General features: G+C 65.6%; 5 protein-coding genes. 2 read left to right on the top strand and 3 right to left on the bottom strand.

Going from position 1 to position 7685, the window contains the following annotated elements:
* Positions 1-128: 128 nt before the first annotated feature.
* From NHN26_RS13585 to dnaG, 3 genes are read right to left on the bottom strand one after another with little or no spacing between them, the layout of a single operon-like run.
* Positions 129-794, bottom strand: a complete 666-nt coding sequence (locus NHN26_RS13585) for a hypothetical protein (protein ID WP_253089947.1) — start codon at positions 792-794, stop codon at positions 129-131.
* Positions 791-2785 (bottom strand): RNA polymerase sigma factor RpoD, encoded by a 1995-nt coding sequence (rpoD, locus tag NHN26_RS13580; RefSeq protein ID WP_253089946.1) that lies wholly within the window; start codon positions 2783-2785, stop codon positions 791-793. The genes NHN26_RS13585 and rpoD overlap by 4 nt, the downstream gene beginning before the upstream one ends.
* Before the next feature lie 53 nt (positions 2786-2838).
* The gene (gene dnaG / locus NHN26_RS13575; RefSeq protein ID WP_253089945.1) at positions 2839-4869 is read right to left on the bottom strand and encodes a DNA primase; all 2031 of its coding nucleotides are present in this window, start codon (positions 4867-4869) and stop codon (positions 2839-2841) included.
* Between the two features lie 519 nt (positions 4870-5388).
* Between dnaG and NHN26_RS13570 the strand changes: the two genes are divergently transcribed.
* Positions 5389-7137 carry a TadE/TadG family type IV pilus assembly protein gene (locus NHN26_RS13570; protein ID WP_253089944.1) on the top strand — a complete coding sequence of 583 codons (1749 nt, stop codon included), beginning with the start codon at positions 5389-5391 and terminating at the stop codon, positions 7135-7137.
* Entirely contained in the window at positions 7134-7685 is a 552-nt protein-coding gene (locus NHN26_RS13565) for a TadE/TadG family type IV pilus assembly protein (RefSeq protein WP_253089943.1), read from the top strand. Before NHN26_RS13570 ends, NHN26_RS13565 begins: the two co-directional genes overlap by 4 nt.

Here is a 7685-nt window from a genome sequence, read left to right as displayed (position 1 = left end):
GTTGTCGTCGCCTGCTTGTGAAGAGAAATCAGCATCCTCGCCCCGCGTCCCGAACCTCACCCAGCAACGATCTTGCCATGAAGAGCGCAGAGCGGCGAGGGTCTATGTGATCGTCCGGGATGGGACAGCTATTCTATAGACGTTCGCAGCATGCGGACGTCGGGATATACGTGATGGACGAAATTCGTTAGCGGATGTCGGGTTGGCAAGCCCAGCGCATAGTCCGCAGAGCGTTGCGCGGCCTTCCAGGTTTCCTGACATCGAGGACCCTGCATTTCCGTGTCTCCGATGAAATGGAGAAAGAGCAGATTGGCGCGCACGCCTCGCTCGTGCAGCCACCATAGATGGGCCAGACGGTTCGCATATTGGTAGTAGGTTCGCATCCAGTCCGAACGGTCATCTGCCCTCAAAGCGGATCGACAAGCGTTAAGAGCGTCACGTATCCTGTTGCGAGAAAGTCTGGACTTCGCCGAGCAGGGCGTCGTCAGGAATTCACCGATATGGGCCTTCGCCTCGACCAAAACCGGAGCGCCATCGGCAAGCGCCAGGCCGTCCCAGACAGGACCTCCACGGGGCCAGAATGCCGCGAGCGCATCGCGCAAGTCGGATCGTCCCAAGACGTCGAGAAACGCGCCGTCTTGATATTCTCGGAACGAGTCGCGCCGCAACGGTGAGCGCCACTCCAAAGTCGCAAGATCGGCGGGCTGCACGTTCTCCGGTGTAGCATCGACAAAGATCTGAAGCCACTTCTGGCTCCCACGTATGGCAGCTCCTGTGGTCAGATCGACCCTCACTGATCCAGGAAACTCCGTAGCTTCCGCGACCGGCTCGGATGCTTGAGCTTGCGCAAGGCCTTCGCCTCGATCTGGCGGATGCGTTCACGGGTGACGCTGAATTGCTGGCCGACTTCCTCCAGCGTGTGGTCGGTGTTCATGCCGATGCCGAAGCGCATGCGCAGCACGCGTTCCTCGCGCGGGGTCAGCGAGGCCAGAACCCGGGTCGTGGTTTCCTTCAGGTTCTCCTGAATGGCGCTGTCCAGCGGCAGGACCGCGTTCTTGTCCTCGATGAAATCGCCAAGCTGGCTGTCCTCCTCGTCGCCGATGGGGGTTTCCAGCGAAATCGGTTCCTTGGCGATCTTCATCACCTTGCGGACCTTTTCCAGCGGCATCTGGAGCTTTTCGGCCAGTTCCTCGGGCGTCGGTTCGCGGCCGATCTCGTGCAGCATCTGGCGGCCGGTGCGCACCAGCTTGTTGATCGTCTCGATCATGTGGACGGGAATGCGGATCGTGCGCGCCTGGTCGGCGATCGAGCGGGTGATCGCCTGGCGGATCCACCAGGTCGCGTAGGTCGAGAACTTGTAGCCGCGGCGGTATTCGAACTTGTCCACCGCCTTCATCAACCCGATATTGCCTTCCTGGATGAGATCCAGGAATTGCAGCCCGCGATTGGTGTATTTCTTGGCGATGGAAATCACCAGCCGCAGGTTCGCCTCGACCATTTCCTTCTTGGCCTGCCGGGCTTCCTTTTCGCCCTTCTGCACCTGGTTGACGATGCGGCGGAATTCCTGGATGTCGACGCCGACATATTGACCGACCTGCGCCATCTCGGCGCGCAGGTCCGCCACTTTCGGGCCCGAGCGTTCGGCGAAAGCCTGCCAGCCGCGGCCCGCCTTGTCGCCCATCCGCTCCATCCAGTGCGGATCAAGCTCGTGGCCGCGATATTCCTCGATGAATTCGCGCCGGTTGATGCGGGCCTCGTCGGCCAGCTTCACCATGGCGCTGTCGATCTGCATGATCTTGCGGTTGATGCCGTAAAGCTGGTCGATCAGCGCCTCGATCCGGTTGTTGTGCAGGTGCAACTCGTTCACCAGCACGACGATCTCGGCGCGCAGCTTCTGGTATTCGGCCTCGTCACGCGGCGAGAATTGCAGCGCCTTGTTCAGCGTGGCCTGAATGCGCTTGTCCTGGATCTGGGACAGCTTGACATAGTCATGCGCGATCCGGTCGAGCGTTTCCAGCACACGCGGCTTGAGCGCGGCCTCCATGGCGGCCAGGCTCATGTTGGCCTGTTCGTCGTCCTCGTCCTCGTCCTCGCGCCGGATCGGGTTGCCATCGGCGTCCAGTTCGGGCTCGGACTCGGATCGGGCCGACGCGCCGGTGCTGGCCGCGGACTCGACATCCAGCCCCCCGACAACCGGCTCGTCCTCGTCGCCCTCGACCGACCGGCCGAACGTGGCGTCAAGGTCGATCACGTCGCGCAGCAGGATGTCCTCGTTCAGAAGCTCGTCGCGCCAGATCGTGATCGCCTGGAAGGTCAGCGGGCTTTCGCACAGCCCCGCGATCATCGTGTTGCGCCCGGCCTCGATCCGCTTGGCGATGGCGATCTCGCCCTCGCGGCTCAGCAATTCGACCGAGCCCATCTCGCGCAGATACATCCGCACCGGGTCGTCGGTGCGGTCCAGCGTTTCGGACTGGCTGGTGGCGACGGCAACCTCGCGCGAGGACGAGGTTTCGACCACTTCGGTCGAGCCTTCCTCGGGCTCCTCGGCGTCCTCGTCGGAATCGATCACGTTGATGCCCATCTCGGACAGCATCGACATGACGTCCTCGATCTGTTCCGACGACACCTGTTCGGGCGGCAGGACCTGGTTGAGCTGGTCATAGGTGATATAGCCGCGCTCCTTGGCGTCGGCGATCATCCTCTTGACCTGGGCCTGGCTCATGTCGAGCGAGATCTCGGGATCCTGCTCGTCGGTCTTGCGGTCGTCGGCGTCTTTTGCTGCCATGGAGTGCTCCTTGCGGGGGAGGCTGATTCGTTCGGGCCGTTGAGCCCGACTCATTAGCGCGAATCATCGGGAAGGCCACCCGATTCCCCTGATGTTGCTGACGTTTCCCGGTCGACTGCGCCCCGAATGCGTCGCTTTCCCCGGCTGTAGTCGATTCGGTCCAGCAATTCGGCGAAGGCGTCCTTCTCGTCGCGGCTGATCCGGGCGCCGTTCGGGCCGATCTCGTAATCGGTGCGATCCTCGCTCTGCCTGCGTCCCGCGCGGTTGCGCGCCTCGGCCGCCTGGCCCAGGCGCCAGGTCAGCCCCTCGTCGGCCAGACCCTGAAGATCGTGCATCGCTTCCTCGATCTCCCGTTCCGCGCCCCGTGTCGCCGACAGCTTGGCCAGTTCCTCGGCCAGGCACAGAGCCGCCTTGGCGGCATCTCCGGGGTCGCGGATCGGCGGGGCTATGCGGACATGGCCGAGGGCAAACAGCTTTTCAAGGGGCTCGCGGCCGACACGGGCCTCGATCGCGGCGCGAAAGGCGGCGGGGGCGGCGCGGGGGACGGCATGGGCCTCGGCCAGCAGCGCGGCCAGAAGCCCCGCATGCTCGGCCGCACCACAATCCAGCCGTTCCAGTTCGCTCTCGAATTCGGGGATCAGCGCGGGATGCGCGATCAGCGTCGCCAGGATCACCGCCTCGCGCAGGTCTTCCTCGAACCGCGCGGGGGCGGCGACAAGCGCGGAACCGCGCGTGCTGGAGCGCGGCGCGGCGGGGGCCGGGCGGCCCTTCCATTCGCCCTTGCGGGCGGGGCCGCGGGCGGGACGGAACAGGCTCCAGCGCAGGCGGTTGATCTCCTCGCCGTAATGGCGCCGCAGCGAGGGGTCCTTGATCCGGACCAGCGCCTGCCGCAGGTCGCGGTCCAGCGCGGCGCGGCGCTCGGGGCTGTCAAAGGACTTGCCCTCGGTCTCGCGCTCCCACAGCAGCTGCACCATCGGGCGCGCGGCCTCGATCAGCTTGCCCATGGCCCCCGCCCCGCCGCTGCGGATCACGTCATCGGGGTCCTGCCCCGGCGGCATCAGGGCAAAGCGCAGCGCGTGGCCCGCCTCCAGCAGCGGCAGCGCCAGGTCGATCAGCCGCCGCGCGGCATTGATCCCCGCCTTGTCGCCATCGAGTGCGATCACCGGCTCGGGATGGATGCGCCAGAGCAGGCGCAATTGCGCCTCGGTGATCGCGGTGCCCAAGGGCGCGACCGCCGCCGCGAACCCCGCCTCGACCAGCGCGATCACGTCCATGTAGCCCTCGGCCACGATCAGCGTCTGGCCCTTGCCCGCCGCCTCGCGCGCGGGGCCGTGGTTGTAAAGGTTGAGCCCCTTGTCGAACAGGTCGGTCTGCGGCGAGTTCAGGTATTTCGCGCCATCCGCCGGATCCATCGCCCGGCCGCCAAAGGCAATCGCCCGCCCGCGCGCGTCGCGGATCGGGAACAGGATGCGGTTGCGGAACACGTCATAGGGCTCGCCGCCCTTGTCCGACCGGCGGACAAGCCCCGCCCCCAGGATCAGGTCCTCGCTCACGCCCCGGCCGCGCAGATGCGTCCATAATCCGCGCCAGTCGGGGGGCGCAAAGCCGATCTCCCAGCGGTCGCGCGCCGCCTCGCCCAGCCCGCGCCGGTCGAGATAGGCCCGCGCCTCGGCCGCGGCGCCGCTGCGCAACTGCATCCGGTAATGGCGCAGCGCCTGCTCCATGACCTCGGCCAGTTGCGTGCGCCGGTCGGCCTTTTGCTGCGCCTGCGGATCGCGCGCAGGCATCTGCATCCCCGCCTCGCGCGCGAGGATCTCCACCGCCTCCATGAAGCCGACATTCTCGGTCGCCTGCACGAAGGACAGCGCGTCGCCCTTCGCATGGCAACCGAAGCAGTAATAGAATCCCTTGCGGTCGTCGACGTGGAAGCTGGCCGTCTTTTCCTGGTGGAACGGGCACGGGGCCCACAGGTCGCCCTTGCCCTGGTTCGACTTGCGCTGGTCCCACATGACCTTGCGGCCCACGACCCCGGCCAGCGAGACGCGGCCGCGAAGCTCTTCGAGGAATCCGGGGGGCAGGCTCATGCCCGACAATATCGGGCGCGGGCCGGGTCCTGTCCAGTCGCCACGCGCCCGGAACGGGCGCGCCGGGCCCAACGCCTTGCGCGGCCCGCAAGGGCAGCGCAAGGGGGCGGGAGCGCCCGGCCATGGTCCGCATCGGCACCATCGCATGGCCAGGGCGGCCGAATCAGCTCGGGCGACCGGCGGAAACCGGGACCGGGCGGCGTTGCGATGGCCGTCGTCCTCCGCCCGCACCCGGCGCCGTCCGGTTCCGGGCGGGCGGTGTATCCCCCGTGGCCCGTGCGATTGTTTCGCGCATTCCGATACTGCCCTCCAAGCGCCGCGACCTTGTACGAAATCCGCCGGAAATCAGGGTGAACCCAACAGCTTCCGCCCCAATTTCGCCGCAACTCCCGGGTTTATTATGCAGGCGCGATTTCCGTGCCGCGACTGGCCCGCCGGGCCCAGAGACCGAGGACGATTAAGATGTCGATTGCCCCGAACACCCGCTTTTTCCCGATGCGCAGAGGACGGCGTGAGGCCATGGCCCGCTTCCGGCGGGACGAGGCCGGGGGACTGATCATCTTCTCGCTGTTCATCCTCGTTGCGATGATGCTGGCCGCGGGGCTGGCGATCGATTTCATGCGATACGAGCATACTCGCGCGCGGCTTCAGAACACGATGGACCGCGCCGTGCTGGCCGCCGCCAGCCTCAGCCAGACCCAGGACGCCAAGGCCGTTGTCGAGGATTATTTCGAGAAGGCGGGCCTCAAGGACTATCTTGGTCCCATCAAGGTCGAGGAGGATCTGTCCTCGGGCACCGCCGCCTACCGCAAGGTGCGCGTGTCCGCGGGCGCGACCCTGCGACCGATCTTCCTGTCCTTCCTCGGCATGAACGAGATGCCGGTCATCACCAGCAGCACCGCCGAAGAGGGGATCAGCGATCTCGAGATCTCGATGGTTCTGGACGTCTCCGGCTCGATGGCCTGGTCCGCGGCCTCGGGCAATTCGCGCATTCACGACCTCAAGGAGGCGGCCAAGGATTTCGCCTACCACATGCAATGCAACCCGAATGCCAGCCGCGGATCGGACAAGCCCTGCGAGGTCGAGCATGGCAAGGTCTCGATCTCGATCGTGCCCTATTCCGAACAGGTCAATGCCGGCCCGCACCTGCTGTCGCTGTTCAACGTCACGAACGAGCATGCCTCATCGCATTGCGTCGACTTCTCGTCGGACGACTATACCCGCGTCAGCCTTGGCGATTACGTCTCCGACCCGCTCTCGGGGCTGCCGCCCGCGCCCCAGGACGTGCTCGTGCGCACTGGCCATTTCGACCCATGGGGGCGCTATGACCGCACGCCAGGCAGCTGGTCCTGCAACATCCAGAGCGAACGCTGGATCAAACCGCTGATCGACAGCCACACTCAGGCATATGATGCGATCGACGCGCTGATCGCCCAGGGCAACACCTCGATCGACGTGGGCATGAAATGGGGGGCCGCGCTGGTCGATCCCGGGATCCGCTCGGTCGTGGACAGCCTGACCTCGACGCCTGTCGCGACCGGCTCCAGCGAGATGCTGGTCGATCCGGCCCTGCGCGGGCGGCCCTACAATTACGCCCAGAGCTACAATGCCAAGGCCATCATCCTGATGACCGATGGGCAAAACACCGCCCAACACTATCTCAAGACCCAGTATCGCGACGGCCCGTCGGTGGTCTGGCACTACGACAAGGCGGACGGCACGCCGGGCGATCCGGTCTATTCGGTCTACAATGCCGGTCGCGACCAGTATCGCTGGGTCAACAAGAACGGCAGCGATTACAAGTCGGACTGGTTCGACAACGTCTATATCGGCGAACCGCAACAAACCTGTGGATACCAGACCGTTTACTACTATGACCGGTGGTGGCGGCTGAAATCGCGCCAGGAATGGGTCTGCACCGAGACCGGGCCGCCGGACGGCACGCCGCGTCAGCTCGGTTATCCGGAGGTGTGGTCGACCTTCACCACCCAGTGGTTCGGCCGGTTCAGCTGGCTCGAGAACCCGGTGCTCTCGCATGGCACGGCGACCAAGGACGCGCGACTGCTGGACATCTGCAACGCTGCCAAGGCCAGGGACATCCTCGTCTACACCATCGGTTTCGAAATCGCAGGCGACAGCGGCGAGGAGGAACTGCTGGGCAAATGCGCGACGACAATCAACCATTTCTTCCTGGCCGACGGGCTGAACCTGTCCGACACGTTCGGCGCCATCGCCTCGTCGCTGAACCAGCTGAGGCTGACCGAATGAGGGCATGTCCGGGCCTCCTGCCCCGAATCGCGCGCGCGCTGCGCCGGGAGGAGGGGACCGCCAGCATCGAGGTGGTCCTCGCCCTGCCGATCGTGATGATGATGTTCCTGATGGGGCTCGAGGCGTCGATCCTGATGACCCGCCAGCTGCTGCTGGAACACGCGCTCGACGTCTCGATGCGCGAGGTGCGGCTGGGCAAGCATCCCGGCCTCGATCACGACCGCTTCAAGGAGATCGTCTGCAGTCAGGCCAATCTCTTTCCCGACTGCAAGAACGTGGTCCGGATCGAGATGACCCCCGTGTCGAAAACCACCTGGACCCTGCCGGACGCCGTGGCGACCTGCGTCGACCGCCGCGCCCCGATCCAGCCCGTCACCAATTTCACCCAAGGCCCGCAGAACAGCCTGATGATGGTGCGCGCCTGCGTCGTCGTGGACCCTTTCTTCCCGGGGGTCGGACTCGGGCTGAGGCTGCACAAGGCCTCGGGCGACGGCTATGCGCTGGTGGCCACCTCGGCCTTCGTCAACGAACCCGGCGCGGGGGTCTGA

The organism is Rhodovulum tesquicola (assembly GCF_024128855.1).
In the GTDB taxonomy this organism is placed as follows: Bacteria; Pseudomonadota; Alphaproteobacteria; order Rhodobacterales; family Rhodobacteraceae; genus Rhodovulum; species Rhodovulum tesquicola.
Note: the sequence above shows the minus strand (reverse complement) of the source record. Positions and strands in the feature narration are given on the sequence as shown.